General features: G+C 70.2%; 22 protein-coding genes. 15 read left to right on the top strand and 7 right to left on the bottom strand.

The window, feature by feature from the left end:
* Positions 1-7: 7 nt before the first annotated feature.
* Positions 8-1,189 (bottom strand): RNA-guided endonuclease InsQ/TnpB family protein, encoded by a 1,182-nt coding sequence (locus G5C60_RS30585; RefSeq protein ID WP_165264244.1) that lies wholly within the window; start codon positions 1,187-1,189, stop codon positions 8-10.
* 164 nt (positions 1,190-1,353) lie between these two features.
* On the opposite strand from G5C60_RS30585, the gene G5C60_RS30580 reads away from it, so the two are divergent.
* Both G5C60_RS30580 and G5C60_RS30575 read left to right on the top strand, forming a co-directional pair.
* Positions 1,354-2,100 carry a 16S rRNA (uracil(1498)-N(3))-methyltransferase gene (locus tag G5C60_RS30580; RefSeq protein ID WP_165264234.1) on the top strand — a complete coding sequence of 249 codons (747 nt, stop codon included), beginning with the start codon at positions 1,354-1,356 and terminating at the stop codon, positions 2,098-2,100.
* Positions 2,101-2,271: 171 nt separating this feature from the next.
* Positions 2,272-3,555: a vanadium-dependent haloperoxidase gene (locus G5C60_RS30575; RefSeq protein ID WP_165264233.1), complete on the top strand. Its 1,284-nt coding sequence runs from the start codon at positions 2,272-2,274 to the stop codon at positions 3,553-3,555.
* A gap of 149 nt (positions 3,556-3,704) precedes the next feature.
* Here G5C60_RS30575 and G5C60_RS30570 read toward each other — a convergent pair whose 3' ends face one another.
* Both G5C60_RS30570 and G5C60_RS30565 read right to left on the bottom strand, forming a co-directional pair.
* Positions 3,705-6,929 carry a S41 family peptidase gene (locus G5C60_RS30570; RefSeq protein ID WP_165264232.1) on the bottom strand — a complete coding sequence of 1,075 codons (3,225 nt, stop codon included), beginning with the start codon at positions 6,927-6,929 and terminating at the stop codon, positions 3,705-3,707.
* A gap of 106 nt (positions 6,930-7,035) precedes the next feature.
* Positions 7,036-7,638, bottom strand: a complete 603-nt coding sequence (locus G5C60_RS30565; protein WP_241267190.1) for a hypothetical protein — start codon at positions 7,636-7,638, stop codon at positions 7,036-7,038.
* 153 nt (positions 7,639-7,791) lie between these two features.
* On the opposite strand from G5C60_RS30565, the gene G5C60_RS30560 reads away from it, so the two are divergent.
* From G5C60_RS30560 to G5C60_RS30525, 8 genes are all read left to right on the top strand, one after another.
* Positions 7,792-8,145 (top strand): histidine triad nucleotide-binding protein, encoded by a 354-nt coding sequence (locus G5C60_RS30560; RefSeq protein WP_165264231.1) that lies wholly within the window; start codon positions 7,792-7,794, stop codon positions 8,143-8,145.
* Between the two features lie 23 nt (positions 8,146-8,168).
* The gene (locus G5C60_RS30555; protein ID WP_165264230.1) at positions 8,169-9,074 is read left to right on the top strand and encodes a ribonuclease Z; all 906 of its coding nucleotides are present in this window, start codon (positions 8,169-8,171) and stop codon (positions 9,072-9,074) included.
* 32 nt (positions 9,075-9,106) lie between these two features.
* Positions 9,107-10,099 (top strand): adenosine deaminase, encoded by a 993-nt coding sequence (locus G5C60_RS30550; protein WP_165264229.1) that lies wholly within the window; start codon positions 9,107-9,109, stop codon positions 10,097-10,099.
* A 96-nt stretch (positions 10,100-10,195) separates the two neighbouring features.
* Positions 10,196-11,308, top strand: a complete 1,113-nt coding sequence (locus G5C60_RS30545; RefSeq protein WP_165264228.1) for a PfkB family carbohydrate kinase — start codon at positions 10,196-10,198, stop codon at positions 11,306-11,308.
* A 193-nt stretch (positions 11,309-11,501) separates the two neighbouring features.
* A complete protein-coding gene (locus G5C60_RS30540; RefSeq protein ID WP_165264227.1) occupies positions 11,502-12,554 on the top strand; it encodes a PhoH family protein in 1,053 nt (350 codons plus the stop codon).
* Between the two features lie 12 nt (positions 12,555-12,566).
* The gene (ybeY, locus tag G5C60_RS30535; protein WP_165264226.1) at positions 12,567-13,064 is read left to right on the top strand and encodes an rRNA maturation RNase YbeY; all 498 of its coding nucleotides are present in this window, start codon (positions 12,567-12,569) and stop codon (positions 13,062-13,064) included.
* Positions 13,061-14,365 (top strand): hemolysin family protein, encoded by a 1,305-nt coding sequence (locus G5C60_RS30530; protein ID WP_165264225.1) that lies wholly within the window; start codon positions 13,061-13,063, stop codon positions 14,363-14,365. The genes ybeY and G5C60_RS30530 overlap by 4 nt, the downstream gene beginning before the upstream one ends.
* Positions 14,362-14,721 carry an MmcQ/YjbR family DNA-binding protein gene (locus tag G5C60_RS30525; protein WP_165264224.1) on the top strand — a complete coding sequence of 120 codons (360 nt, stop codon included), beginning with the start codon at positions 14,362-14,364 and terminating at the stop codon, positions 14,719-14,721. The genes G5C60_RS30530 and G5C60_RS30525 overlap by 4 nt, the downstream gene beginning before the upstream one ends.
* Before the next feature lie 100 nt (positions 14,722-14,821).
* Here G5C60_RS30525 and G5C60_RS30520 read toward each other — a convergent pair whose 3' ends face one another.
* On the bottom strand, positions 14,822-16,285 hold the full coding sequence (locus G5C60_RS30520; protein ID WP_165264223.1) for an MFS transporter: 1,464 nt from the start codon (positions 16,283-16,285) through the stop codon (positions 14,822-14,824).
* Between the two features lie 90 nt (positions 16,286-16,375).
* On the opposite strand from G5C60_RS30520, the gene G5C60_RS30515 reads away from it, so the two are divergent.
* The 4 genes from G5C60_RS30515 to G5C60_RS30500 all read left to right on the top strand — a co-directional run bounded on the left by G5C60_RS30515 (position 16,376) and on the right by G5C60_RS30500 (position 21,800).
* Positions 16,376-17,272, top strand: coding sequence for a helix-turn-helix transcriptional regulator (locus tag G5C60_RS30515; RefSeq protein ID WP_338145977.1), 897 nt, complete (start codon positions 16,376-16,378; stop codon positions 17,270-17,272).
* 220 nt (positions 17,273-17,492) lie between these two features.
* Positions 17,493-19,742, top strand: a complete 2,250-nt coding sequence (locus tag G5C60_RS30510; protein ID WP_165264222.1) for an MMPL family transporter — start codon at positions 17,493-17,495, stop codon at positions 19,740-19,742.
* Between the two features lie 7 nt (positions 19,743-19,749).
* On the top strand, positions 19,750-21,108 hold the full coding sequence (locus G5C60_RS30505; RefSeq protein ID WP_165264221.1) for a sensor histidine kinase: 1,359 nt from the start codon (positions 19,750-19,752) through the stop codon (positions 21,106-21,108).
* On the top strand, positions 21,105-21,800 hold the full coding sequence (locus tag G5C60_RS30500) for a response regulator transcription factor (protein WP_165264220.1): 696 nt from the start codon (positions 21,105-21,107) through the stop codon (positions 21,798-21,800). Before G5C60_RS30505 ends, G5C60_RS30500 begins: the two co-directional genes overlap by 4 nt.
* Here the strand turns inward: G5C60_RS30500 and G5C60_RS30495 are convergent.
* Genes G5C60_RS30495 through G5C60_RS30485 form a run of 3 tightly spaced genes read right to left on the bottom strand, consistent with a single transcriptional unit; the run spans position 21,797 to position 24,892 of the window.
* A complete protein-coding gene (locus G5C60_RS30495; RefSeq protein ID WP_165264219.1) occupies positions 21,797-22,231 on the bottom strand; it encodes a VOC family protein in 435 nt (144 codons plus the stop codon). The genes G5C60_RS30500 and G5C60_RS30495 overlap by 4 nt on opposite strands.
* A 31-nt stretch (positions 22,232-22,262) precedes the next feature.
* On the bottom strand, positions 22,263-23,504 hold the full coding sequence (locus tag G5C60_RS30490) for an FAD-dependent monooxygenase (RefSeq protein ID WP_165264241.1): 1,242 nt from the start codon (positions 23,502-23,504) through the stop codon (positions 22,263-22,265).
* 8 nt (positions 23,505-23,512) lie between these two features.
* Complete coding sequence (locus G5C60_RS30485; RefSeq protein ID WP_338145976.1) at positions 23,513-24,892, bottom strand: MFS transporter; 1,380 nt, start codon at positions 24,890-24,892, stop codon at positions 23,513-23,515.
* A gap of 332 nt (positions 24,893-25,224) precedes the next feature.
* On the opposite strand from G5C60_RS30485, the gene G5C60_RS30480 reads away from it, so the two are divergent.
* Positions 25,225-25,560: cytidine/deoxycytidylate deaminase family protein (locus tag G5C60_RS30480; RefSeq protein WP_165264217.1), on the top strand; the 336-nt coding region annotated here is incomplete at its 3' end.

Raw genomic sequence — 25,560 nt, 5'->3', positions numbered from 1 at the left:
GGGATTCTTACGGCTCGCGCCGTGAGGATTTCTGCTTCGTCACTGACTGCCCGTCCGGAGTACTCCGTTGAGGTCTTACACCAGCTCCACAGACTGTCACCGCCAGCCCGGCGGCCAGAAGGTTGTTCGCCGCGTTCACGTCGCGGTCGTGCATCGTGCCGCAGTCGCACCTCCAGGTGCGCACGTTCAGCGGCATCGTGTCCTGCAGGATGCCGCACGCGGAGCACAGCTTGGAGGAGGGGAACCACCGGTCCACGGCGATCACTTCGCGGCCGTACCACTGGGCCTTGTACTCCAGCATGCTGCGGAACTCGCTCCACGCCGCATCGCTGATAGCGCGGGCGAGCGTGTGGTTCTTGACCATGGTGCGCACGGTGAGATCCTCGATCACGATCGTTTGGTTTTCACGAACGAGCCGAGTGGTGATCTTGTGCAGGGTGTCCCGGCGCCGGTCAGCGATCCGCGCATGGATCTTCGCGACCTTCCGCTGGGCCTTGGCCCGGTTCGCCGACCCCTTCTCCTTCTTCGCGACACGACGTTGCGCGGTGACCAGTGCGGCACGGTCACGGCGTTCGTGCCGGGGGTTGGTGATCTTCTCCCCGGTCGAGAGGGTCAGAAGGTGGTCCAGCCCGGCGTCGATGCCGACCGCCTTCCCGTTCGCGGGGAGCGGCTTGACGCCGGGGTCGTCGCACAGCAGGGAGACGAACCAGCGTCCCGCCGCGTCCTGCGAGACCGTCACGGTGGACGGACTCATCCCCTCGGGCAGGGGCCTGGACCATACGATGGCCAGCGGCTCGGTCATCTTCGCCAGCGTCAGCATTTCGTTGTGGAAGCGGAACGCGCTGGTGGTGTACTCCGCGCTCTTGCGCGACTTCTTCCGCGACTTAAAACGCGGGTACTTGGACCGCTTGGCGAAGAAGTTGCTGAACGCCGTCTGCAGGTGCCGCAGCGTCTGCTGGAGCGGGACCGAGGACACCTCGTTCAGGTATGCGAGTTCCTCGGTCTTCTTCCACGCCGTCAGCATGGCGGAGCTGGCGTTGTAGTTCACCCGCTCCTGACGGAGCACCCACGCCTCGGTGCGGGCTGCGAGCGCCATGTTGTAGACCTTCCGCACGCATCCGAACGTGCGCGACAGCTCGGCTGCCTGCGCATCGGTCGGATAGAAGCGGTACTTGAAGGCCCGCTTCATGTGAGTGGCCACAACTCACAAACTATCACGTCAACTTGTGAACTCTGCGGGCAGTTGGTGGCGACGACGGTCCGCCCGGGCGCCGAATCGTCTTTCCCTGCCCGGGTCCGCAGGAGTCCGTTCCCTCTCCGCACTGAAGGGCGGAGTATCCACGGAGGCATCAGATGACCGCGCCGGTGTTCGTGGTGGACGCGGTTCCGCCCGCTGGGGAGTTCGTCGTCGACGGCCCCGAGGGACGGCACGCCGTTTCCGTGAAACGGCTCCGTCCGGGCGAGGAAGTGGTGCTGACGGACGGCCGCGGGCGCTGGTCCGAAGGTGTGGTGAAGGCGGCCGAGGGCAAGGACCGGCTCGTGGTCGCCGACCTTCACGAGGTCCACGAGGAGCCGGAGCCGACGCCCCGGATCACCGTCGTCCAGGCTCTCCCCAAGGGCGATCGGGGCGAGCTCGCCGTCGAGACGATGACGGAGACGGGCGTCGACGAGATCGTCCCGTGGTCGGCCTCCCGCTGTATCACCCAGTGGAGGGGCGAGCGTGGCCTCAAGGCCCTCGCCAAGTGGCGGGCCACCGCCCGTGAGGCGGGCAAGCAGTCGCGCCGGGTACGTTTCCCACGGGTCGCGGACGCGATGACGACCAAGCAGGTTGCCGCACTTCTCGCCACGGCGGACCTCGCGGCGGTGTTGCACGAGGACCGTGCGCACCCGAGCGAGCCCCTCGCGACCGCCGAACTCCCCACGACCGGCTCGATCGTGCTGGTGGTGGGGCCTGAAGGGGGCGTGTCTCCCGAGGAGTTGGAGGTCTTCGCCCAGGTGGGGGCGAGGGCGTACCGGCTGGGGCGCAGTGTGCTGCGTACGTCGACCGCGGGCACGGCGGCGACGGCACTGCTGCTGGGGCGTACGGGGCGGTGGTCCTGAGGGCCGGTTTCTCGCCCGGGGCCCCCATGTCTGTCTTTCCTCCGCCGTCGGGATGCCAGGAACCTTGACGAGGGTCGGCGGCGCGAGGAAATTGTCGGGACCGGGCCGACGGCGGGGCGGGTGGATCCCGCCGCCTCCTGGTCCCGTCGGCCGCTCTGATTGGGGGGAATCATGCCTGTCAGGACGTTCGTACGATTAGCCGTCGGATGCGCCACGGCGCTGGCGGTCGCGACGACCACCACGCTCGTGTCCACCGCGCAGGCGTCTCCGCGCGCCGCCGCGGACCCGGCGGTGATCACGGACTGGAACGCCATCGCCGTGCGCACCATCTTCACGGAGGGCCAGCAGCCCCCGCCGGCGGGGCAGTTGTACTTGGGCTTCGTCTCGACCGCCGTGTACGACGCGGTGGCCGCCATCGACGGCAGGTACGCGCCGTACGCCAAGCAGCCGCGCCCCCGTGCGCATGCCTCCTCGCAGGCCGCCGCTGCGACGGCCGCGTACAAGGTGCTCAGTCACTACTTCCCGGCGTCCCAGCAGGCGTTGAGCTCCGATTACGCCGCGTCGCTCGCGAAGATCCGCGAAGGTGCTGGCAAGACGCACGGCATCCAGGCGGGAAAGGCGGCCGCCGCCACCCTGGTGCGGCTGCGTACGGGTGATGGCCGCGGCGCCGACGTGACGCTGGACGTGACCCCCGCGCCGGGGGTGTGGCGGCCGACGCCGCCCGCGTCCGCGCCGATGCTGGTTCCCTGGCTGGGGTTCGTCCGGCCGCTGCTGCTCAAGTCCCCGACCCAGATCCCGCCGGCCGGCCCTTACGCCCTGAACAGCGCCGCCTACACCCGGGACTTCGACGAGGTGAAGGCAGTCGGCGTGGCTTCCGGCGGCAGTCGTACACCGGCGCAGACCGAGACCGCCAGGTTCTGGAGCGACAACCTGATCCGCCAGTTCCAGACCGCGTTCCGTGACCAGGCCGCCCGCCGCCATCTGAACATCGCCGACAGCGCCCGGATGTTCGCCGTCCTCAACGCGGCCTCCGCGGACGCGGCCATCGCCTGCTGGCGCGGTAAGTACGACCACGCCTACTGGCGTCCGAGCACGGCGATCCAGCTCGCCGACACCGACGGCAACCCGGCCACCACAGCCGACCCGGCGTGGAGTCCGCTGGTCGCGAACCCGCCCTACCCGGACTACCCGAGCGGACACGCCTGCCTCACCGGAGCCACCACGGCCGGCCTCAGCCATTTGTTCGGGGCGCGGCACATCGACCTGACGGTGGACTCCGCCGTCACCGGCACGACCCGGCACTACGCCACCGCGGACGCGCTGAACCAGGAGACGAAGAGCGCCCGGGTCTGGCTGGGCATCCACTTCCGCAAGGCGACGACCGACGGCAATCAGCTGGGCCGCGCAGTCTCCCGCTGGGCACTGGGGCACTATTTCAGGCACGTCGGCAGGTGACACCTACCGCGCCGGGAAGGCGCCGTTAGGACGTCAAAAAGCGCTCTGGCCTTCAGAGCCGCGCTTCTCTCGCCACACCGAGGGCCTGCGAGACGTCGAAGTCTCGCAGGCCCTCGGTGTGCGGCAGGCCCGCGATTCGCGGTCCTGCGTCACTCACCCCCGGGCAAAGGCGGAGCCGTCTTCGCCGGGTTTTCCGTCAGTGCCGCCAGCGCGATGCGGATTGCCTCGTCCAGTTGGGTGTCGCGGCCCGTCGCGTAGTCCTGTGGGGCCTGGACGACCTCGACGTCGGGGTCGACGCCGTGGTTCTCGACGCCCCACTCGTAACCCTCAAGCCAGAAGGCGTACTTGGGCTGGGTGACGAGCGTGCCGTCGACGAGGCGGTAGCGGCTGTCGATGCCGACGACGCCGCCCCAGGTGCGCGTACCCACCACAGGACCGATGCCGAGCGCCTTGATCGCCGCGTTGACGATGTCGCCGTCCGAGCCGGAGAACTCGTTGGCGACGGCGACGACCGGGCCGCGCGGCGCGTCCTCGGGGTAGCTGTACGGGCGCAGTCCGCGCGGCAGGTCCCAGCCGACGATGCGCCTCGCGAGCTTCTCGACGACGAGCTGGGACGTATGGCCGCCGCGGTTCTCGCGGAGGTCGACGACCAGGCCCTCCTTGGCGACCTCGATGCGCAGGTCGCGGTGGAGCTGCGCCCAGCCCGAGCCGACCATGTCGGGCACGTGGAGGTAGCCGAGCCGCCCCTCGGACTTCTCGTGGACGTACGCGCGCCGGTCCGCGACCCACGCGTGGTAGCGCAGTGGTTCCTCGTCGGAGATCGGGACGACCACGGCATGCCGCGGATCGCCACCACCGGACGGGGAGATGGTCAGCTCGACGGGTTTGCCCGCCGTACCGACGAGCAGCGGGCCCGGCCCGGTCACCGGGTCGACCGGCCGCCCGGACACGGCGACGATCGCGTCTCCGGCGCGCACCGCGACCCCGGGCGCGGCGAGCGGCGCCTGTGCGTCCGGGTCGGAGGTCTCCGACGGCAGGATCCGGTCGATACGCCACTGTGCCGATCCCTGAGGGCCGTCCTCGTGACGGGAGATGTCGGCGCCGAGCAGCCCCTGCCGCTCCCCGCTGCCGAAGCCGCCGCGCGGAGTGACGTACGCGTGCGAGGTGCCGAGCTCGCCCTGCACCTCCCACAGCAGGTCCACCAGGTCGTCGTGCGTGGCGACCCGTTCGAGCACCGGCCGGTAGCGGTCGAGTACGCCGTCCCAGTCGACCCCGCCGAGGTCCGGCCGCCAGAAGTTGTCCCGCATGAGGCGGCCGGCCTCGTCGTACATCTGCCGCCACTCGGCGGCCGGGTCGACACTCTGGCGGACCCGCGACAGATCGACGGTGATGTTCGTGTCGCTCTCGTCGTCGTTCGATGCGCGCCGGTCACTCGGTACGACCTTGAGTTTGCCGTCGGTCCACAGCAGGATCCGCTTGCCGTCGCCGGTGACCGCGAAGCGGTCGGCGTCCGAGGCGAGGTGCTCGATGCGCTGCTGGACGAGGTCGTAGCGCTCGAGATCGGTCTTCGGGTCCGGGTCGTCCGGGGTGGCGCGGGAGGCGCCGAGTACGCCGATCACCGGGTGGCGCAGCCACAGCAGCCCGTCCTTGGCGGCGCGCAGCTGCGAGTAGCGGGCCGCCTCGACGGGGAACGGCACGATGCGGTCGGCGAGTCCGTCCAGGTCGATACGGGTCGTGGGGGCGCCCTCGCTGTCGGGTGTCTCCTCCTTGTCGGGCGCGTCGAAGGGACGGCCGTGCCGCTGCGGACCGAAGGGGGACGGGGTGGTGGCGGCGAGCGTGATCAGGTGCGGCCGCGAGCCGCCGACGAAGGCCAGGTCGAAGACGTGCTCGTCGTAGACCGGGTCGAAGGAGCGCGCCGACAGGAAGGCCAGGTGCTTGCCGTCCAGCGTGAACGCGGGCGCGTAGTCCCGGAAGCGGAGCGGCGTCGCCTCGGTCACCGACAGGTCGGCGGTGTTGGCGAGCTTGAGCTGGCGCAGCGGGCGCGGGCCGGGGTGCGACCAGGCGAGCCAGGCGGAGTCGGGCGAGAAGACGAGCCCGGTGACGTCGCCGTCCTCGCTGCGGTCGACCTCCCGTACCTCTCCCGTCTCCCGCTCGACGAGCAGCACCCGCCCGTCGTGCGAGGCGACGGCGGCGCGGCTGCCGTCGGGCGCCATGGCGAGCCCGAGGACGCGCCCGAGCTGCCCGGCGGCGAGCCGGCGCGGGGTGGCTCCCGGCGCGACTCCCGTCGCCGGCGCGAACTCCAGCGCGTCATCGCCCTCCGCGTCCGTCACCCACACCACGTGCTCCTCGCCTTCCGCGCGGAAGGTACGCGGCAGCCGGGCCCGTACGCCCTGTTCGGCGGCCAGCGCCCGGGCCGGGCCCGAGCGATGGGTGACCCAGTGGACCGCGCCGCGCACGTTGATCGCGCTGCCGCGTCCGGTGTGGTCGGGCGCCCCCGCCCCGAACCAGCGGGCCGCGTTCACGGGATGCGGCTGAAGATCGACGCGCTGTCCGCCGAGCCGGATGTCGAGCCGCCGCGGCTCGGCCCCGTCAAGGTCGTCGAGGATCCACAGCTCACCGGCGGACGCGTACACGACGCGCGTGCCGTCGGTCGCCGCATGCCGGGCGTAAAAACCGTCAACTCCCGTGTGCCGCCGCAGATCCGACCCGTCGGCGAGGGACGAGTACACGGCCCCCACGCCCTCGTGATCGGACAGAAAGACGACGCGCTCGCCCACCCACGACGGGTACTCGAGGTTCCCGTCCAGGTCAGCATGCAGGCGTACGAACTCGCCCTCGCCTGCGCTGTCGATCCACAGCTTGCCGGCCGTGCCGCCCCGGTACCGCTTCCACCAGGCGGCCTCGCGTCCCATGGGCGCCGACAGCAGGACGACACCGTCACCAGGTCCGTGGGCGACGCCACCGACAGGACCGTACGGAAGGGTGGTTGCCGGACCGCCGTCGAGCGGTACGGCCCGCGCCCAGCTGCGCCGCAGGCTGGCCTGCCCGTAGGTGCTGAGCGCGAGCACCTGTCCGTCCGGTGTCCAGCCGCGCACCTGGGTCCGCCAACTGCCCCAGTGCGTGAGGCGCTTGGAGGAGCCGCCGTCGAGAGGGGCGATGTGCACCTCGGGGGCGCCGTCGCGGGTGGAGGTCCAGGCGAGGGTCGTGCCGTCCGGGGAGATGCGCGGATGGTTCACGGGCACGTTGTCGGCGCTGACCCGCCAGGCGCGGCCGCCGTCGAGCGGCGCGACCCAGACGTCGTCCTCGGCGGTGAAGGTGATCAACTCGCCGTGGAGATGCGGATACCGCAGATACGCGGAAGACGCTGCGGACACTGCGGGCGCAGTGGATGTGGCCGATGCGGCGGATGCGGTCTGTGTCACCCGATCACCCTATGCAGCGGCCCTTCCTCCGGCCAGGGCCTGGATCACTTCCCCTGGATCACTTCCCTTGGTGGCAGGAGCAGGTGGGGTGCGGATACTCGGTGACCGTGGTGGTCACGGTCACGGTGGCCCCGGGCTGCTCGTGCGGCGGGGTGGTGTTGTGGTCGACGGGCGGAGTCGTCCCGTGGTCGTCGTCCGGTGGTGTCGGGGTGCTGGGGCCCGTCGTCGGCTCGGCCGCGTCACAGTTCCCGAGCACGTCCACCCGGAACCACTCCTTGCCGCCGACCCTGGCGGTCAGATCCCCCCGCACACACTTCCCGTCGACCTCCTGCGTCACCTTCCCCTTGATCGTGATGTCCCGCCCGTCCTTGTCCTCCCCGACGCAGTCGACGGTCGCCACACTGCGCGCACTCGGCGAGTTCCCGGCGGTCGCGCTCTCCCCGTACGAGGCCGTGCAGCTGACCCACTGCACATCGACGCCCTGCCGCTCCAGCTCGCGGGTCCCGACCTGATCGGTGGTGATCGCCACGGCGGCGGAGTTGATACCGTCCCCCGGCTCACACGCGACGACCCCCATGACGGCGACCACCGCGAACCCGGCCACGACCGGGCTCCGCCACCGCCCCTGTAAGCCATGCCGTATACGCCTCAATGCCCCCATAGGCGGCAGAGTGCCACTACGGCGGGGGCTGCGGTAGACCGCATGCGGCCACGCTGAGGACGGGGCGAGATCGGAGGCGAATCAACCCCCGCCCCCGACCGGCCGGTCGATACGATGCCGACGTAACGATCATCCAGCGTGAGGAGGCCGCGCATGGCAGGGGAACCGCAAGAGGACTGCCTGTTCTGCAAGATCGTCGCAGGGAAGGTTCCGGCTACCGTCGTGCGGGAGACGGAAACGACCGTTGCCTTCCGTGACATCAATCCGCAGGCGCCCACGCACGTTCTGGTGATCCCGAAGGCCCACTACCGGGACGCCGCCTCGCTCGCCGCCGGCGACACCGCGGTCCTCGCCGACGTGGTGCGCGAGGCCGGTGAGGTCGCGGCCGACGAGAAGCTGGACAGTTACCGCATCGTCTTCAACACCGGAAGCGGTGCGGGCCAGACCGTCTGGCACGTGCACGCCCACGTCCTGGGCGGCCGCGGCATGCAGTGGCCGCCGGGATAACGGCGAAAACCGGGTAACTCGACGTGTCCGTACGCGAATTGGTGGTCCTCGGCACCGCCAGCCAGGTTCCCACCCGGCACCGCAACCACAACGGCTATCTGCTGCGGTGGGACGGGGAAGGGCTGCTCTTCGACCCCGGCGAAGGCACGCAGCGGCAGATGCTGCGTGCCGGGGTCGCGGCGCATGACCTGCACCGGATCTGCGTCACGCACTTCCACGGCGATCACTCGCTGGGCCTCGCCGGAGTGATCCAGCGGATCAACCTCGACCGGGTGCCGCACGAGATCACCGCCCACTATCCGCGGTCCGGCCAGCGGTTCTTCGACCGGCTGCGGTATGCCACCGCCTACCGCGAGACCGTTCAGCTCACCGAGGCCCCGGTCGCCGCCGATGGCGTACTCGCGTCCTCGGCGGCGTACACGCTGGAGGCCCGCAAGCTCTCCCACCCCGTCGAGTCGTACGGCTACCGGCTCGTCGAGCCGGACGGGCGGCGGATGCTGCCCGAACGGCTCGCCTCGTACGGGATCAAAGGGCCGGACGTGGGGCGGATCCAGCGGGAGGGGGCGTTGGGCGATGTCGCGTTGGAGGACGTGAGCGAGGTGCGGCGCGGGCAGCGGTTCGCCTTCGTCATGGACACCCGGCTGTGCGACGGCGTGCACGCGCTCGCGGAGGGGGCCGACATGCTCGTCATCGAGTCGACGTTCCTCGACGCGGACATCGAACTCGCCGTTGACCACGGGCATCTGACGGCTGGTCAGGCGGGTGGGATCGCCCGGGACGCGGGCGTACGGCATCTCGTGCTGACGCACTTCAGCCAGCGGTACTCCGAACCCGACGAGTTCGAGCGGCAGGCGCGGGCCGCCGGGTTCGAGGGAGAGCTGACGGTGGCGCACGATCTGCTGCGGGTACCGGTTCCGAAACGCCGGTGATCAACGCCGGTGGTCCGCCCTACGATGCGGAAATGCCCCTCCCCAAAGCCGAACTGCACCTGCACATCGAAGGCACCCTCGAACCCGAACTGGCCTTCACGCTCGCCGCACGCAACGGCGTCGAGCTGCCGTACGCCGATACGGAAGAGCTCCGCAAGGCGTACCAGTTCAGCGACCTCCAGTCCTTCCTGGATCTCTATTACGAGCTGATGGCCGTGCTCTGTACCGAGCGGGACTTCGAGGAGCTGGCCGACGCGTACCTCGCGCGGGCCGCGGCGCAGGGGGTGCGGCATGCGGAGATCTTCTTCGATCCGCAGGCGCACCTCGCGCGCGGCGTCGGGATGGGGACGGTCGTGGAGGGGCTCTGGCGGGCTCTCGGCCGGAGTGAGGCCGTGCACGGGGTCTCCACGCAGCTGATCATGTGCTTCCTGCGGGACGAGTCCGCCGAGTCCGCGATACGGACCTTGGAGGCCGCGAGGCCGTATCTCGACCGGATCGTGGGCGTCGGCCTCGACTCCGCCGAGGTCGGGCATCCGCCGGTGAAGTTCCGCGAGGTGTACGAGGCCGCCGCCGCGCTCGGGCTGCGGCGGGTCGCCCACGCGGGGGAGGAGGGGCCGCCCGCGTACATCACCGAGGCGCTCGATCTGCTCGGAGTCGAGCGGATCGACCACGGGCTGCGGTGCATGGAGGACCCGGCGCTGGTCGAGCGGCTGGTACGGGAGCGGGTGCCGTTGACGCTGTGCCCGCTGTCGAACGTGCGGCTGCGGGCCGTCGGCACCCTGGAGGAGCATCCCCTGCCCGCGATGCTCGACGCCGGGCTGCTGTGCACGGTCAACTCCGACGACCCCGCGTACTTCGGCGGCTACGCCGACGACAACTTCCACGCCGTGCACGAGACGCTGGGGCTTTCGCACGAGCGGCTGCGGGAACTGGCGCGGAACTCGTTCCTCGCCTCGTTCCTGGAACACGACGAGGAGCGGCGGGGGCGGTACCTCGCCGAGGTGGAGGCGTACGAGTTCGCATAGGCGTCGGCCGCGCCGCGTCTGCCGCCGCGCGGCCAGCGCCTGTCAGTGGTGTGGTGCAGACTGGCCAGAAATCGCACCACTTCAGGGGAGCGCACCGTGACCACGCCCCACGGAGAGGACCCGTACCACTGCCACGCCCATGTCGATCCGCTCGCCGGGCTGCGCACTCCCGGCGATCCGCCCTGGGACGTCTACCTCACCGGCACCGTCTTCCTCGACATCATCTTCACCGGGCTCGACTCCGCCCCGGTGCGCGGGACCGAGTCCTGGGCGCGCGGCATGGGGTCGAGCCCCGGAGGCGTCGCGAACATGGCGACCGCGCTGGCCCGCCTGGGCCTGAAGACCTCCCTGGCGGCGGCCTTCGGGGACGACCACTACGGGGAGTACTGCTGGGACGCCCTGGAGCAGGGCGAGCACATCGACCTGTCGGCGTCACGCACGGTGCCCAACTGGCACTCCCCGGTCACCGTCTCCATGGCGTACGAGGGCGAGCGCACCATGGTCAGCCACGGCCACGAGCCGCCCCCGGAGGAGCCGGCTCCCGACTGCCCGCCACGCGCGCGTGCCGCCATCGCCTCGCTGACGCCGGGCACGCGCGCGCCCTGGATCGCGCAGGCCGCACGCAAGGGAGCCAGGATCTTCGCCGACGTCGGCTGGGACGACACCGGCCGCTGGGACCTCGCCGGGCTCCCCGACCTGGAGCACTGCGAGGCCTTCCTGCCGAATGCCGAGGAGGCGATGCGCTACACAGACACCCTGTGCCCCCGGGCCGCCGCCCGCGCGCTCACCGACCACGTGCCGCTCGCCGTCGTCACCCTCGGCGCGGAGGGTGCGTACGCCGTGGACGGACGCACCGGCGAGACCGCCGACGTCCCGGCCATCGCCGTGGAGGCCCTCGACCCCACCGGTGCCGGCGACGTCTTCGTGGCCGGCTTCGTCACCGGCACGCTGGCCGGCTGGCCCCTCGCCGACCGCCTCGCCTTCGCGGGTCTGACGGCGGCCCTCTCGGTCCAGGAGTTCGGCGGCTCCCTGTCGGCGCCCGGCTGGACCGAGATCGCCGCCTGGTGGCGCCGCGTCCAGTCGTACGACGACCAGGACCCGGCCGCGCTCAGGCGGTACGCCTTCCTGGAGGGGCTCCTCCCGGCAGACGCGAGACCCTGGCCGCTGAGGCGGGCGGTACCGACGATCGGGTTCCGCACATCGGCGTGAGCGAGCGGGTTCCGCACGTCGGGGTCAGCCAGCGGATTCCGCGCATCCGCGGGCGATCGGATTCCCCTCCGGTAACGGCCGCCGAAAACACCTACGGCGTTGTCAGTGCTCCGACGTACCCTTGGCAGTGCAAAGGCAGTCCTTTGGCTGCGGACCGTGACGAGGAGGACGAGCAAGGCCTACGAGCCGGCCCATGACTGACACACCCACAGCGCAAGGCCCTGTTCAGGGAACCGCGAAAGCGCAGTTCACCGTCCCGCCCATGCACCCCATGGTGACCGTGCTGGGCTCAGGAGACGCCCTTCTGCGCGTGATCGAGAAGGCCTTCCCGGAAGCCGACATCCATGTCCGGGGCAATGAGATCAGTGCGGTCGGCGACGCCCGAGAGGTCGCCCTCGTCCAGCGCCTGTTCGACGAGATGATGCTGGTGCTCCGCACCGGACAGCCGATGACGGAGGACGCGGTGGAACGCACGATCGGCATGCTGAGGGCCAGCGAGAACGGGGACGGCCCCGAGGAGACCCCGGCCGAGGTGCTCACCCAGAACATCCTGTCCTCGCGAGGCCGCACGATCCGCCCCAAGACCCTCAACCAGAAGCGGTACGTCGACGCGATCGACAAGCACACGGTCGTCTTCGGCATCGGCCCCGCGGGCACCGGAAAGACCTACCTGGCCATGGCCAAGGCGGTCCAGGCCCTCCAGTCCAAGCAGGTCAACCGCATCATCCTGACCCGCCCCGCGGTCGAGGCAGGCGAGCGCCTGGGCTTCCTGCCCGGCACGCTGTACGAGAAGATCGACCCGTATCTGCGCCCGCTGTACGACGCCCTGCACGACATGCTCGACCCGGACTCGATCCCCCGGCTGATGGCGGCCGGGACGATAGAGGTGGCGCCCCTCGCGTACATGCGCGGTCGCACCCTGAACGACGCCTTCATCATCCTGGACGAGGCTCAGAACACGAGCCCCGAGCAGATGAAGATGTTCCTCACCCGGCTCGGCTTCGACTCGAAGATCGTGATCACGGGTGACGTCACCCAGGTCGACCTTCCGGAGGGCACGAAGTCCGGTCTGCGACAGGTCCAGGCGATCCTGGAGGGTGTCGAGGACGTCCACTTCTCGCGGCTCACGTCCCACGATGTCGTACGGCACAAGCTGGTCGGCCGTATCGTCGACGCGTACGAGAAGTACGACAGCGAGAACGGCACGCAGAGCGGCTCCCACAAGCCCCGCACCAAACGGAAGTAGAACCGGCGCGACATGTCGATCGACGTCAACAACGAGTCCGGAACCGAGGTCGACGAGCAGGCGATCCTCGACATCGCCCGCTACGCGCTCGCGCGGATGCGTATCCACCCGCTCTCCGAGCTCTCGGTGATCGTCGTGGACGCCGACGCCATGGAGCAGTTGCACATCCAGTGGATGGACCTGCCCGGGCCGACGGACGTCATGTCCTTCCCGATGGACGAGCTGCGTCCGCCGTCGAAGGACGACGACGAGCCGCCGCAGGGACTGCTCGGCGACATCGTGCTGTGCCCCGAGGTCGCCGAGCGGCAGGGCAAGGAGGCGGAGACGCAGCACTCCATGGACGAGGAGCTCCAGCTCCTCACCGTTCACGGGGTGCTGCATCTGCTCGGGTACGACCACGAGCAGCCGAACGAGAGGGCCGAGATGTTCGGCCTTCAGGCCGCCATCGTGGACGGCTGGCGCGCGGAGAGGGGCCTGACCGGCCCGTCCCCGGCCCCGACCGTGTCATGAATCCCCAGATCGTCCTCGGGGCCATAGCGCTGATCGTCGTCGCCTGGCTCGCCGCCTGCGCCGAGGCCGGCCTCGCGCGCGTCTCCAGCTTCCGCGCGGAGGAGGCCGTACGGTCCGGCCGCCGCGGCAGCGCCAAGCTGGCCCAGGTCGCCGCCGACCCGACCCGCTATCTGAACGTCGCGCTGCTGGTGCGCGTCGCCTGCGAGATGGCGGCCGCCGCGCTCGTCACGTATGCCTGCCTGATGGAGTTCGACGAGACCTGGGAGGCCCTCTCGCTCGCCATGGGCGTGATGGTCCTCGTCTCGTACGTCGCGGTCGGTGTCTCCCCGCGCACGATCGGCCGCCAGCATCCGCTGAACACGGCGACGGCAGCGGCGTACGTCCTGCTGCCCCTGGCGCGGATCATGGGCCCGATCCCGCCCCTGCTGATCCTCATCGGCAACGCGCTGACCCCCGGCAAGGGCTTCCGCCGCGGCCCCTTCGCCTCCGAGGCCGAACTGCGCGCGCTGGTCGACCTCGCCGAGAAGGAGTCCCTCATCGAGGATGAGGAGCGCCGCATGGTGCACTCCGTCTTCGAACTGGGCGACACGCTCGTACGGGAGGTCATGGTGCCCCGTACGGACCTGGTGGTCATCGAGCGCTACAAGACGATCCGGCAGGCGCTGACCCTGGCCCTGCGCTCGGGTTTCTCGCGGATCCCCGTCACCGGGGACAGCGAGGACGACATCGTCGGGATCGTGTACCTGAAGGACCTGGCCCGCAAGACGCACATCAGCCGGGACGCGGAGAGCGAGCTGGTATCGACGGCGATGCGGCCCGCGGCCTTCGTACCGGACACGAAGAACGCGGGTGACCTGCTGCGCGAGATGCAGCAGCACCGCAACCACGTCGCCGTCGTCATCGACGAGTACGGCGGCACGGCCGGCATCGTCACCATCGAGGACATCCTGGAGGAGATCGTCGGCGAGATCACGGACGAGTACGACCGTGAACTGCCGCCCATCGAGGACCTGGGCGACGACCGCTTCCGCGTCACGGCCCGCCTCGACATCGGCGATCTCGGTGAGCTGTACGGCTTCGAGGCGTACGACGACGAGGACGTCGAGACGGTGGGCGGGCTGCTCGCCAAGGCGCTGGGGCGGGTGCCGATCGCGGGCGCCTCGTCGGTGGTGTCGCTGCCGGACGAGCGTGAGCTGCGGCTCACCGCGGAGGCCGCGGCGGGCCGCCGCAACAAGATCGTGACCGTGCTGGTGGAGCCGATGGGGCCGGCGGAGCCGCCGGAGGAGGAGAAGCCGGAGTGACACCGGAGGAACTGCGCACCTTCTGCCTGTCCTTCAACGCGGCGGTGGAGGACTTTCCGTTCAACCCGGAGACGTCCGTCTTCAAGGTGCTGGGGAAGCTGTTCGCGCTGACGAACCTGGACGCGCGGCCCCTGACGGTGAACCTGAAGTGCGAGCCGGAGGACGCGATGCGGCTTCGGGATGAGTATCCCGGGCTGATCGTGCCCGGCTGGCACATGAACAAGCGGCATTGGAACACGGTGACCGTGGACGGCGAGCTCCCGGACCGGGTGGTCCGGGAGCTCATCGAGGACTCGTATGACCTGGTGGTGGCGGGGTTGCCGCGGGCGGAGCGGTTGCGGTTGGACCGGAGTTGAGTGGTTCGCTGGGGCGGTTGGGGGAGTCCTGAATCTGCGGGCCGTCTGTGGCTGGTCGCGCCCACGCGGCGGAGCCGCAAATTGAGACAGCCCCGCGCCCCTACCGGGCGCTCCTGCGCAGGCCCACGGCCACGAAGGCCGCCGCACCCAACACGATCGTCGCGTCCAGCGCCAGCACCAGATGCACCCCGTCCAGCAGGTTCGACGACGTGGTTGCCAGGACGCCCAGCAGGGGGATGCCGATCGTTAGGCCGACCTGTTGGGTCGAGGTCACCAGGCCCGTGGCGAGGCCCTGTTCGGCGTCGGGGACGCCCGAGGTGACGGTCAGGCCGTAGGAGATGATCGCGCCCAGGTGGCACATGCTGGCCAGTGACACCGCGGCCGTGGCGAGCCAGACGGACCAGCCGCCCGTGCCCAGGCCGAGGAGCGCGGCCACGAACACTCCCTGCCCGACGAGCGAGCCGACCAGCGTGGGGCGGGCGCCGAAACGGCCGATGACCTTCGGGGCGTACATGCCCGCCACCACCGACAAGACGCCCTGAAAGCCGAAGACCAGACCCGTCTCGAAGGCGGAGAGGCCCAGCGTTTCCTGCAAGTACAGGGTCAGGACGAAGACGACCGTCGACATCATCGAGAAGGTGACGAGGCCGCCCAGGTTGCCCCACGCCACCGTGCGGCGGCGCAGCATCGGGAGGGAGACCAGGGGCTCCGCGGTGCGGGACTCGACGTACACGAACAGCGCGAGGAGTACGACCCCGGCCACCAGCGTGGCGATCACGTCGCTGCCGCCGAAGCCGCGTTCCGCCGCCGTCGACAGGGCGTAGATCAGGGAGAGCAGGCCGCCGGTGACGGTGATCGCGCCGGGGACGTCCAGGCGCGGGCGGTCGGGGAGGCGGGACTCGGGCAGGAGGCCCGGCGCGAGCGGCAGCACGATCAGTGCGAACACCGCGAGCAGGCCCATCGTGGAACGCCAGCCGAACACGTCGGTGAGTGTGCCGCCGGCCACCATGCCGATGGTGAAGCCGAGGGAGAGCAGGGTGCCGCTGATCCCGAGCGCGCGGTCGCGGGCCGGGCCCTCCGGGAACGTCGTGGTCAGCAGGGACATGCCGGTCGGCACGATCGCCGCCGCGCCAAGACCCTGGAGTGCCCGTCCCGCCAGGAACGACGCCGGGTCCCAGGCGAACGTGGCCAGCAGTGACGCCGCACCGAAGAGGGCGAGGCCGGTCAGGAACAGCTTGCGGCGCCCGTACAGGTCGCCCATCCGGCCGAAGAGGAGCAGGAAGCCGCCGGACGGCAGGGCGAAGGCGGTGACCCCCCATTGCAGGGCGGACTGGCTCATGCCGAGGTCCTGGCCGAGGACCGGGAGCGCGACATTCAGCACGGAGAAGTCGAGCGCGACCATGAACTGGGCCGCGCACAGCACGAACAGGACGAGCTTGTCGCGGGTCGACAGCCGGGAAGCCTGCGGTTCTTTCTGCGGTACTTCCCGCTGCACTTGGGGATCTTGCAGTAGTGGATCTTGCGGTGGTTGTACGGAGGTGGTTGAGGAGGTCTCGGTCGCCATGGGCAAGAGCTTGGGGGCGCCGGAATAGGTGTGGGGAGCGGGAAGTTGTCCTGGTGGTCGTACCACCAGTCGGCGAAGTGGGGAGAGTACGTGACGGAGGCTGCCGAAAAGGCCGCGGTGGACGCGGGCAAGGCGCACCGGCTCCGGGAACTGCGTGAGTTCCTGATGAGCCGCCGTGCCCGGGTGTCGCCGAGCGACGCCGGGCTGCCCGACGGGGGTGCGCGGCGGCGTACGCCCGGGCTGCGCCGCGAAGAGGTCGCCGTGCTCGCGGGCGTCGGCGCCTCCTGGTACCAGTGGCTGGAGCAGGGCCGGGACATCTCCGTCTCCCCGCAGGTCCTCGACTCGGTGGCGCGGGTGCTGCGGCTGAGCGACATCGAGCGGCGGCACCTGTACGTACTCGCCGGGCTCAATCCGCCCGCGCCCCAGGTGGAGCCCGCCCACCGGGACATGTGCGACGGGCTGCGGCGGCTGATCGACACATGGATGCCGTATCCGGCGCACATCATGGACGCCTACTACAACTGCGTCATGTACAACGAGGCGGCCACGGTCGTGCTCGGCATGCGCCCCGAGACCACGCAGAACTGCGTCATCGACTTCTTCACCGACCCGCTCTACCGCGGCCGCTCCAAGAGCTGGGAGCGGAACGCGCGCACGGTGGTGGCCCAGTTCCGGGCCGCCTGCTCCCAGTGCCCCGACGACGAGGGCTTCCAGGAGGTGCTCGCTCAGGTGAAAGCGGCCAGCGCCGAGTTCACCGAGCTGTGGGAGCAGCGGGACATCCTGGACCAGGGGCAGGTGCGCAAGGAGCTCGACCATCCGCTGGTCGGGCTGCTGTGCGTCGAGTCGACCGCCATGAAGGTGCCCGCCCGGCCCGATCTCACGGTCGTACTCCACACACCGCTTCCGGAGGCCAACACGGCCGCGAAGCTGGAGTGGCTGGCCACGCCGGAGGGGCGGCGGGGGACCATGTATCCCGTGGCCGGGTAGGCCCGGGTAGGTTCCGTTAGGCGCTGAACTCCAGGTCAAGCCCCGTCGGCCGAGTCGCCTCTGGTGCGTAGGCACCAGGACACGTGCGTGGCTGGTCCGGGTGCACCAGGCGAAGACGGCGGCGGCGGACGATGCCCCGCGGGGACGCCGGAGGGAAGTGTGGAAGGCGCGTGAATCTCGCGCACTCCCCTTTCCTAGCGGTGTCTGGAGTGATCAACAGGTGGCGACTTTTCTTTACCGGATCGGACGGTGGGCCTTCCGGCGGCGCCGGCTCGTGACCGGTCTGTGGCTGGGTGCCCTGCTGCTGGCCGTCGCCGCCGCCGCCATGGCGCCGGCCGGGGAGGAAGAGGACCTCTCCATGCCCGGCACCGAGTCACAGAAGGCGTTCGACCTGCTGGACGAGCGCTTCCCCGAGAGCAACTCCCAGGGTGCCGAGGCCCGTTTGGTGTTCCAGGCCCCGGACGGACAGCGGGTGACGGCCACGGAGAACAGGGCGGCCGTCGAGGACACGCTCGGCTCGCTGGACGGGGGCGATCAGGTCGCGTCGACCACCGACCCCTATGAGACCGGCGCTGTCAGCGAGGACGGCACCATCGCCTACTCCACGATCACTTACACCGCGGACGCCGTCGACCTGACCGAGCCGACGAAGAGCGCCCTCGAGGACGCCGCGAGCCAGGCCCGGGACGCGGGGCTGACCGTGGAGATCGGCGGCTCGGCCCTGGATGCGGAGGAGGAGCTGGGCGGTACGACGGAGATCATCGGCGTGGCGGTGGCGGCGGTGGTCCTTGTCCTCGCCCTCGGGTCGCTGGTCGCGGCCGGACTGTCGCTGCTGACCGCCTTCGTGGGCGTGGCCATCGCCTTCGGCCTGGTCTCCGCGCTGGCCGTTCCGCTGGGCCTGACGTCCACCGTCGCCATCCTGGCGCTGATGCTGGGCCTTGCGGTCGGCATCGACTACGCGCTCTTCATCACCTCCCGCTTCCGCGACGAGCGCGCCCAGGGCAGCGAGCCGGAGGAGGCCGCAGGACGGGCGGTGGGCACGGCCGGATCCGCTGTCGTCTTCGCCGGCGCGACCGTCTTCATCGCCCTGGTCGGGCTCGGGGTCGTCGGCATTCCCGAACTCACCAAGATGGGCATGGGCGGCGCGGGCGCCGTGGCTCTTGCCGTACTCGTCGCACTGACCCTGGTCCCCGCGCTGTTCGGCTTCTTCGGCCGGCGGGTACTGTCCCGCCGTGTCCGCAAGGCCACCCGGCCGGGAAGCGAGCGCCCGCACACCGTGCCCACCGAGGCCGGCCGGCCCGGGCTCGGTACCCGCTGGGCGCGGTTCGTGCTGCGCCGGCCGGTGCCCGTGCTGATGATCGCCGGACTCGGTCTCGGCGCCGTCGCCCTGCCGGCGCTGAGCCTCGAACTCGGGCTGCCCGGCGACGAGTCCAAGTCGGTGGAGACCACCCAGCGCCGTGCCTACGACCTGCTGTCGGAAGGCTTCGGCCCCGGCTTCAACGGCCCGTTGACCGTGGTCGTGGACACATCGGAGTCCGGGGATTCCCGGGCCACCACCGACCTGGTCGTCAAGACCGTACGGGCAGTGGACGGGGTCGCGTCGGTCGGTGATCCGGTGCTCAGCCGGGCCAAGGACACGGCCGTCCTCACCGCCGTCCCGCAGACCGCGCCGAACAGTGGTGAGACCAAGGACCTGGTGCACGCGATCCGGGGCGCGGTCTCCGGCGTCGAGGCCGATACGGGCGCCGGCATCCTGGTGACCGGCACCACCGCGATGAACATCGACATCTCCGAAGCCATGTCCGACGCCCTCATCCCCTACCTGACCGTGGTCATCGGCCTGGCGGTGCTCCTGCTGATGGTGGTGTTCCGCTCCGTGCTGGTCCCGGTCAAGGCCGCGCTCGGCTTCCTGCTGTCGGTGGGTGCCGCCTTCGGCGTCCTCGTCGCCGTCTTCCAGTGGGGCTGGGCGGCGGACCTGATCGGCATCGAGCAGACCGGCCCTGTCATGTCGCTGATGCCGATTCTCATCATCGGCATAGTGTTCGGCCTCGCCATGGATTACGAGGTCTTCCTCCTGACCCGGATGCGGGAGTCCTACGTCCATGGCGCGTCCCCCGGCGAGGCGATCGTCAACGGGTTCCGGCACAGCGGACGTGTGGTGGCCGCGGCGGCGATCATCATGGTCAGCGTGTTCGCCGGATTCATCGGGATGACCAGCCCGACCATCCAGACGATGGGTGTCGGCCTGGCCGCCGCCGTCGCCTTCGACGCCTTCGTGGTCCGGATGGCGATCGTGCCCGCGGTCCTGGCACTGCTCGGCCACCGGGCCTGGTGGCTGCCTCGTATCCTGAGCCGTGTGCTGCCGAATGTGGATATCGAGGGCGAGAAACTGAGCAGGGCTGTCCCGGCCTCCGCGACCGTGGCGGACGCAGCGGTGCAGCCGCTCCCCGTCGGCCGGCACCGGCACTGAGCCGGCCATGACGAACACGGGTGGCGGTGGCCCGCGACCACGCGGCACGTGGTGGCGGGAGGCAGCGATCATGGCGACGGCGTTCGCGCTCTGCCTGTTCGGCGGCGTGGTGCAGGTCGACGACACGCCGCTGTCTCCGCCGTCCGCCGCCGCCTACCTCATCGCCGTGGTGTCCTGTGCCGTGCTGCCGGTGCGGCACAGGACACCCCTGGCCGCCATCGCGGTCACGACCGTGTGCGGCGTACTGGTCGCGCCGTCGGGTCTCCTGCTGAGCCCGCTCATCGTGGCCCCCGCCGTGATCACCGCCTACTCACTCGCCGTGCGCACCGAACGGCGCGCGGCGAGCGCGGTGTTGCTCACCTCCACGGCGCTGCTGGTCGCCTCCACCCTCCCGTTCGGGACCAACTCGTGGGAGGACGCGAGCAGGCTGGGACTGGTGGCGGCGTTCCCGCTGGCGGCCGGCGTACTCGGTCACTCGGCGCAGAACCGACGTGCCTACCTGGCGGCCGTGGAGGAGCGGGCCCGGCGGGCCGAGGAGAGCCGGGACATCGAGGCGCGCCGGCGCGTGGCCGAGGAACGGGTGCGCATCGCCCGGGAACTGCACGATCTCGTCGCCCATCAGATCACCCTGGCCAACGCGCAGGCCACGGTCGCCGCCCACCTCTTCGACGCCCGCCCCGACCAGGCCCGCAAGAGCCTGAACCAGCTTGCCGAGACGACGAGCGACGCGCTCGACGACCTGCGGGCCACGGTCGGCCTGCTGCGTCAGTCAGGGGACGCGGCCGGGCCGGTTGAACCGGCGCCCGGCCTTTCCCGGCTTCCCACGCTCCTCGAGTCCTTCCGCCGCGCGGGTCTGGAGGTGTCGGTGCACCAGGAGGGCACGGCCAGGCCGCTGCCGCCGGGAGTGGACCTCACCGCCTACCGCATCGTCCAGGAGGCCCTGACCAACGTGACCAAGCACGCCGGTACCGGTAGCGCCCGGGTGCGCCTCGACTGGAACCGCGATCGCGTGACCATCACCGTCGCCGACGACGGAGGAGGCGCCCGTACGGCGCCGACCGCGTCCACGGGAGCGAGTGCGTCCACGCGAGCGAGTGCGTCCACGGTGCCGGACCGTCCGCCCGGTTACGGTCTGATCGGGATGCGTGAACGTGCCACCGCGGTCGGGGGACACCTCTCCGCGGGCAGGCGCCCGGAGGGCGGCTTCCTCGTCTCCACCCAACTGCCCCTCCCGCCCGCCAAGGACACGGCGCGGAGGACTGACGGAGCAACAACCACCGGGGGACGGATGACTGACGGAGCGACAGGCGACGGACGGACGAGCGACGGACGTACGGGCCACGGAGAGGCCGGGGATGCGCCATGACGCTCCGGGTGCTGCTCGCCGACGATCAGGCCCTGCTGCGCGATGCCTTCCGGATGCTCCTGGACGCCGCCGACGACATCACCGTGGTCGGCGAGGCCGGCGACGGCAGGGAGGCGGTGAGACTCACCCGGCAGCTGCGCCCGGACGTGGTGATCATGGACATCCGTATGCCCGAGATGGACGGTCTCACCGCCACATCGGAGATCTGCGCGGACCCGGAACTGCGCGCCAGCCGCATCCTGATCCTCACCACGTACGAGACCGACGAGTACGTCGCTCAGGCGCTGCGCGCGGGGGCCGGCGGCTTCATCGGCAAGGGCATCGGAGCCGAGGACCTGCTGCACGCCGTGCGTACGATCGCCGACGGCGACACTCTTCTGTCCCCCGCCGCGACCCGCTCCCTGGTCACCCGTTTCCTGGCCACACCGGACGAGGCCCCGCCGCACGACCCCGAACAGCTCGCCGTGCTCACCCCGCGCGAACGCGAGATGGTGGCCCTGGTCGCGACGGGCCTGTCCAACCAGGAGATCGCCGAGCGGATGTTCCTCAGCCCCTTCACCGTCCGCGCTCACGTGCAGCGCGCCATGACGAAGCTGGAGGCCCGCGACCGGGCCCAACTCGTCGTCATCGCCTACCGAACAGGCCTGGCCCACGCCGCCCCCGACGGCGGCACCGACCGCCTATTGCCCTAGTCGAGACAGAACTCGTTGCCCTCGACGTCCTGCATCACGATGCACGACTCGTTGTCCTCATCGGCATACAGCGTTTGTACGTGTGTCGCGCCGAGGGCGACCAGTCGTGCGCACTCGGCCTCGAGCGTGGCCAGGCGCTCTTCACCCACGAGCCCGGTGCCGGCCCGCACGTCGAGATGCACCCGGTTCTTGACGACCTTGCCTTCGGGCACGCGCTGAAAGTACAGCCGCGGGCCGACGCCTGAGGGGTCCTTGCAGGCGAACCATGAGTCCCGGTCCTCAGGAGGCAGGGAGCTGTTGAATTCGTCCCACGTGGTGAAGCCCTCCGGCGGCGGCGGTGCGACGTACCCCAACACCTCGCACCAGAAGCTAGCGACGCGCTCAGGTTCCGCGCAGTCGAAGGTGACTTGGAACTGCTTGATCGATGACATCGGCGCACCATAGCAAGGGGTCACGGCAGGGTCAGGGCACCGGGGCGAACCCAGGCAGCGCGAGGGCCGAGTGGGCCGGTCGTGCTGTCGCGGAGGGCATGGTGTCGAGGTCACGCAGCATGGTGTTGCGTTGTTCCAGGGCCCGTGCCGTGGTGGGGAAGAGCGTGGCCGCACCCTTGTCGACCAGTGCCTGGTTCATCGCTACGAACTCGCGAACGTCGCGTTCGTAGGCGGTGAAGGCCGCAGTGTGGTCCCGGTGGTCCGGGTGGTCCCGGTTCGTGGCCAGGGCGTTGGCGAGCATGTAGGCACCGACCAACGCGAGGCTCGAGCCTTGTCCGGTCAGGAACGAGGGTGCGTACGCGGCGTCGCCGACGAGCGCGACGCGGCCGCTGGACCAGTGGGGCATGCGGATCTGACCGGCCGTGTCGAAGAACAGGTCATCCGCGTCGCGCATGGCGTCGACCATGCCGGGGACCTCCCATCCCGCGCCTGCGAAGACCGTGGCGATCAGGTCCCGTTGGGCGTCGGGGTTCCGGAGGGCGTCGAACGGCGGTTCTGGCTGGTGAAAGTTCAGGAAGGCGTGCAGCTCGTCGTTGTCCCCGACGGCGTAGAGAGCCGCGGCTTTCCCCGGGGTGTTCCACAACATGAGTTCGCGGGAGAGCCCGAAGGTGTTCGGCATGGTGAATATGGCGAAGCAGTAGCCGAGGTAGCGGTGGAACTGCTCTTCGGGGCCGAACAGCGACTCCCGGGTACGTGAGTGCATACCGTCGGCGCCGATTACCAGGTCGAACGTGCGCTGTTGACCACTGTGGAAAGTAACGTCGACCGCTTGTTCCGACTGGTCGAGGGTGTCGATGGAGTCGTCGAACACGAATTCCACGTCGTCGCGAACTATCGCGTAGAGAGCCGTGGCCAGATCCCCACGACGCACCTCGAGGTCCTGTCCCTCGACACTGCCGGCAACGGCGCTCGGGCTGAGCGAGGCCAGTGTGCTGCCATCGGCGTTGAGGAAGGTGCAGCGAAGCGAGTCGATGTGCGCGTCCCGGAGTTGCGGCAGTATCCCCATCCGCCGGACCACCTCGATCGCGGTACCGCGGATGTCGATCGGGTAACCACCGGCGCGAAGTGCGCCCGCCTTCTCCACCACGGTGACCGCGAATCCGGACCGATGCAGCCAGTACGCCAGCGCGGGTCCGGCGATACTGGCCCCGGAGATCAGAATTTTGCGCTTCGCGGGAGTACTCACGTCCATCGACAGACCGTTAGGTGTCATGCCTGGTGTCATGCCTGGACTCCTTTCTTCGTGATACGGACAAAGAGCAGTGACAGTGCGGCGACGAGGCCGGCGACGACGAAACCCGTGACGAAGGCCGATTCGGGCGGCAGGCCCGACGGGTCGGCCCCGGCGTCGAGGATCGCGCCGCCGATCTGGGCGCCCAGGGCGACGCCGACCACGCGCGTCACCACGAGCAGGCTGGTGGCGATGCCGGTGTCCTTGGTCTCGACGGCGGTGGCGGTGCCGGCCAGCAACGCCGTGCTGGCGACACCCGCGGCGAACCCGGTCAGCACCTTCGCGAGGACGAGCTGCCATTCCGCGCTGTGCAGCGACGCCAGGGCGATCAGGGTGGCCGCCGTGACGACGGCGCCCACGGCGACCACGGCACGCGGATGGAAACGCCGCGTCGCGATCCCGCCGACCGAATCGCTCACCGACCCGGCGATGGCGCCGGGCAGCAGGAACAGTCCGATGTCGGTGGTGTCGGCTCCGAAGCCGTACCCGTCGCCCGGTACTCCGAACAGCTGCGGGAGCAGATAGAGCACCATCCCGGAACTGATGGTGATGATGAAGGTGAGTACGCACGCATTCCACATCGCGGGCTTTGCCAGCATGCGCAGATCGATCATCGGCGAGGCTGCCCGGCGCTCGACGGCGACCCATCCGGTCGCGAGGGCGGCCACGCCCACCGCGATGGCTCCGATCGCGAGTGGCGGCAGTCCGGAGCCCGTCACCTTCACGAGCCCGAGCATGAACGTGAGCAGCGTGCCGCTCAGCAGAACCACGCCGGGCCAGTCGATCCTGTTGTCCGGTTGGACCGGCGGATCATGCGGCATCAGCTGAGTCACGACCAGTGTCGTCGCGATGACCGCGATCGTCGGCAGCGCGAACATCCAATGCCAGGACAGGCTTTCCGCGATCGGCCCGGGAATCACCGTTCCCACCATGCCGCCGCCCGTGAACAGCCCCATGACCACCCCTATCGCCACCTGTGACTCTCGTGGCGAGAGGTGTTTGCGCACCAGGATGAACGAGAGGGGCAGCGCGCCCACCATGGCGCCCTGCAGGACCTGACCGAGCAGCAACACCGGCAGGTTCGGCGCAAGACTGGCCAGCAGACCACCGGCCGCGACCACGGCCATCAGCCAGACAAGCACCCGCTTCCCGCCGTAGCGGTCGCCGAGTTTGCCTGCGACGGGTGCGACGACCGCGCCGGTGATGAGGAAAGCGTTGCCGATCAATGCCCCTTCGCCAGGGCTGATCTCCAGTTCACGTTGCAGCTGCGGGAGCGCGGGCTCCACCACCGTCTGCAGGGTGCCGAGGGCGAGGGCCAAGATGCCGAGGGCACCGATCGACAGTCTCCCGATGCGGACCGGGGACGCCACAGCTTCGGACGTAGGCGTCGATTGCAACACCTGTTGATCACTCCAGACACCGTTGGGCAAAGGGGGAATGCGCGAGATTCACGCGCCTCCCACACTTCCCTCCGGCGCCCCGCCGGGCATCGTCCGCCGCCGCCGTCTTCCCCTGGTGCACCCGGACCAGTCGCTCACGCGCCCTGGTGCCCGTGCACCACAGGCCGACCTGGGCCACCGGGGCCTGACCTGGGCCACCGGAGCCTGGCCTGGAGCTGGGAGCTGGGAGCTCGGAGCTGCGAGCTGGCCCCCTTCCGGCCCCACCGGCTCTTCGTACGCCCAGGTCTTCGTATGCTCAGGGCATGACCGACACCCTTGATCCCGAGGACCGCAAGATCGTCACCCTGGCCCGTTCCGCGAGGGCCCGCAACGGTGTGCCCGAGGGGGCGGCCGTACGCGACGAGACCGGCCGTACGTACGTCGCCGGAACCGTCGCCCTGCCCTCCCTGCGGCTCAGTGCCCTGCAGACCGCAGTCGCCATGGCCGTGGCGTCGGGGGCGAAGTCGCTGGAGGCGGCGGCGGTGGTGAGCGAGGCCGAGTCCTTGGCGGACTTGGCGGACGGCGACCTGGCGGCTGTGCGGGACCTCGGCGGGGCCTCGACGCCGGTGTTGCTGGCGGGGGTGGACGGGGTGGTGCGG

It is taken from the genome of Streptomyces scabichelini (assembly GCF_011045015.1).
GTDB classification, from domain to species: Bacteria; Actinomycetota; Actinomycetes; order Streptomycetales; family Streptomycetaceae; genus Streptomyces; species Streptomyces scabichelini.
Note: the sequence above shows the minus strand (reverse complement) of the source record. Positions and strands in the feature narration are given on the sequence as shown.

Coding starts and splice junctions, on each gene's coding strand:
- G5C60_RS30530 (WP_165264225.1), top strand. CDS start 13,061: ATGAATCCCCAGATCGTCCTCGGGGCCATAGCGCTGATCGTCGTCGCC.
- G5C60_RS30560 (WP_165264231.1), top strand. CDS start 7,792: ATGGCAGGGGAACCGCAAGAGGACTGCCTGTTCTGCAAGATCGTCGCA.
- G5C60_RS30565 (WP_241267190.1), bottom strand. CDS start 7,638: ATGGGGGCATTGAGGCGTATACGGCATGGCTTACAGGGGCGGTGGCGG.
- G5C60_RS30500 (WP_165264220.1), top strand. CDS start 21,105: ATGACGCTCCGGGTGCTGCTCGCCGACGATCAGGCCCTGCTGCGCGAT.
- ybeY (WP_165264226.1), top strand. CDS start 12,567: ATGTCGATCGACGTCAACAACGAGTCCGGAACCGAGGTCGACGAGCAG.
- G5C60_RS30490 (WP_165264241.1), bottom strand. CDS start 23,504: ATGACACCTAACGGTCTGTCGATGGACGTGAGTACTCCCGCGAAGCGC.
- G5C60_RS30580 (WP_165264234.1), top strand. CDS start 1,354: ATGACCGCGCCGGTGTTCGTGGTGGACGCGGTTCCGCCCGCTGGGGAG.
- G5C60_RS30505 (WP_165264221.1), top strand. CDS start 19,750: ATGACGAACACGGGTGGCGGTGGCCCGCGACCACGCGGCACGTGGTGG.
- G5C60_RS30575 (WP_165264233.1), top strand. CDS start 2,272: ATGCCTGTCAGGACGTTCGTACGATTAGCCGTCGGATGCGCCACGGCG.
- G5C60_RS30550 (WP_165264229.1), top strand. CDS start 9,107: ATGCCCCTCCCCAAAGCCGAACTGCACCTGCACATCGAAGGCACCCTC.
- G5C60_RS30520 (WP_165264223.1), bottom strand. CDS start 16,285: ATGGCGACCGAGACCTCCTCAACCACCTCCGTACAACCACCGCAAGAT.
- G5C60_RS30495 (WP_165264219.1), bottom strand. CDS start 22,231: ATGTCATCGATCAAGCAGTTCCAAGTCACCTTCGACTGCGCGGAACCT.
- G5C60_RS30540 (WP_165264227.1), top strand. CDS start 11,502: ATGACTGACACACCCACAGCGCAAGGCCCTGTTCAGGGAACCGCGAAA.
- G5C60_RS30585 (WP_165264244.1), bottom strand. CDS start 1,189: ATGAAGCGGGCCTTCAAGTACCGCTTCTATCCGACCGATGCGCAGGCA.